Below are 254 nucleotides of genomic sequence, written 5' to 3'. Positions count from 1 at the left end.
ACGGAACACGTCGCTGTGCGGCAGACCCAGCGCTTCACGCGCTTTGGTCGTCAGGCCACGACCGATGATCAGCGGAATACGGCCACCGGCACGCACTTCGTCAATCAGCACGTCGGTTTTCAGCTCAAAACTCGCCAGCAGTTCGTTGGTTTCGTGGTTGCGCACTTCACCTTTGAACGGGTAAACGTCAATCACGTCGCCCATATTCAGGTTAGAGACATCCACTTCGATCGGCAGTGCGCCCGCATCTTCCA

General features: G+C 57.1%; 1 protein-coding gene. It reads right to left on the bottom strand.

What is annotated here, in order from left to right; genetic code table 11:
• A partial coding sequence (locus ACPYOJ_RS35970; RefSeq protein WP_481420475.1) for a hypothetical protein occupies positions 1 to 254 on the bottom strand: 254 nt, incomplete at both ends.

It is taken from the genome of Rhizobium sp. SVR5-9E (genome assembly GCF_056755095.1).
This window is presented reverse-complemented; position numbering and strand designations above follow the sequence as displayed.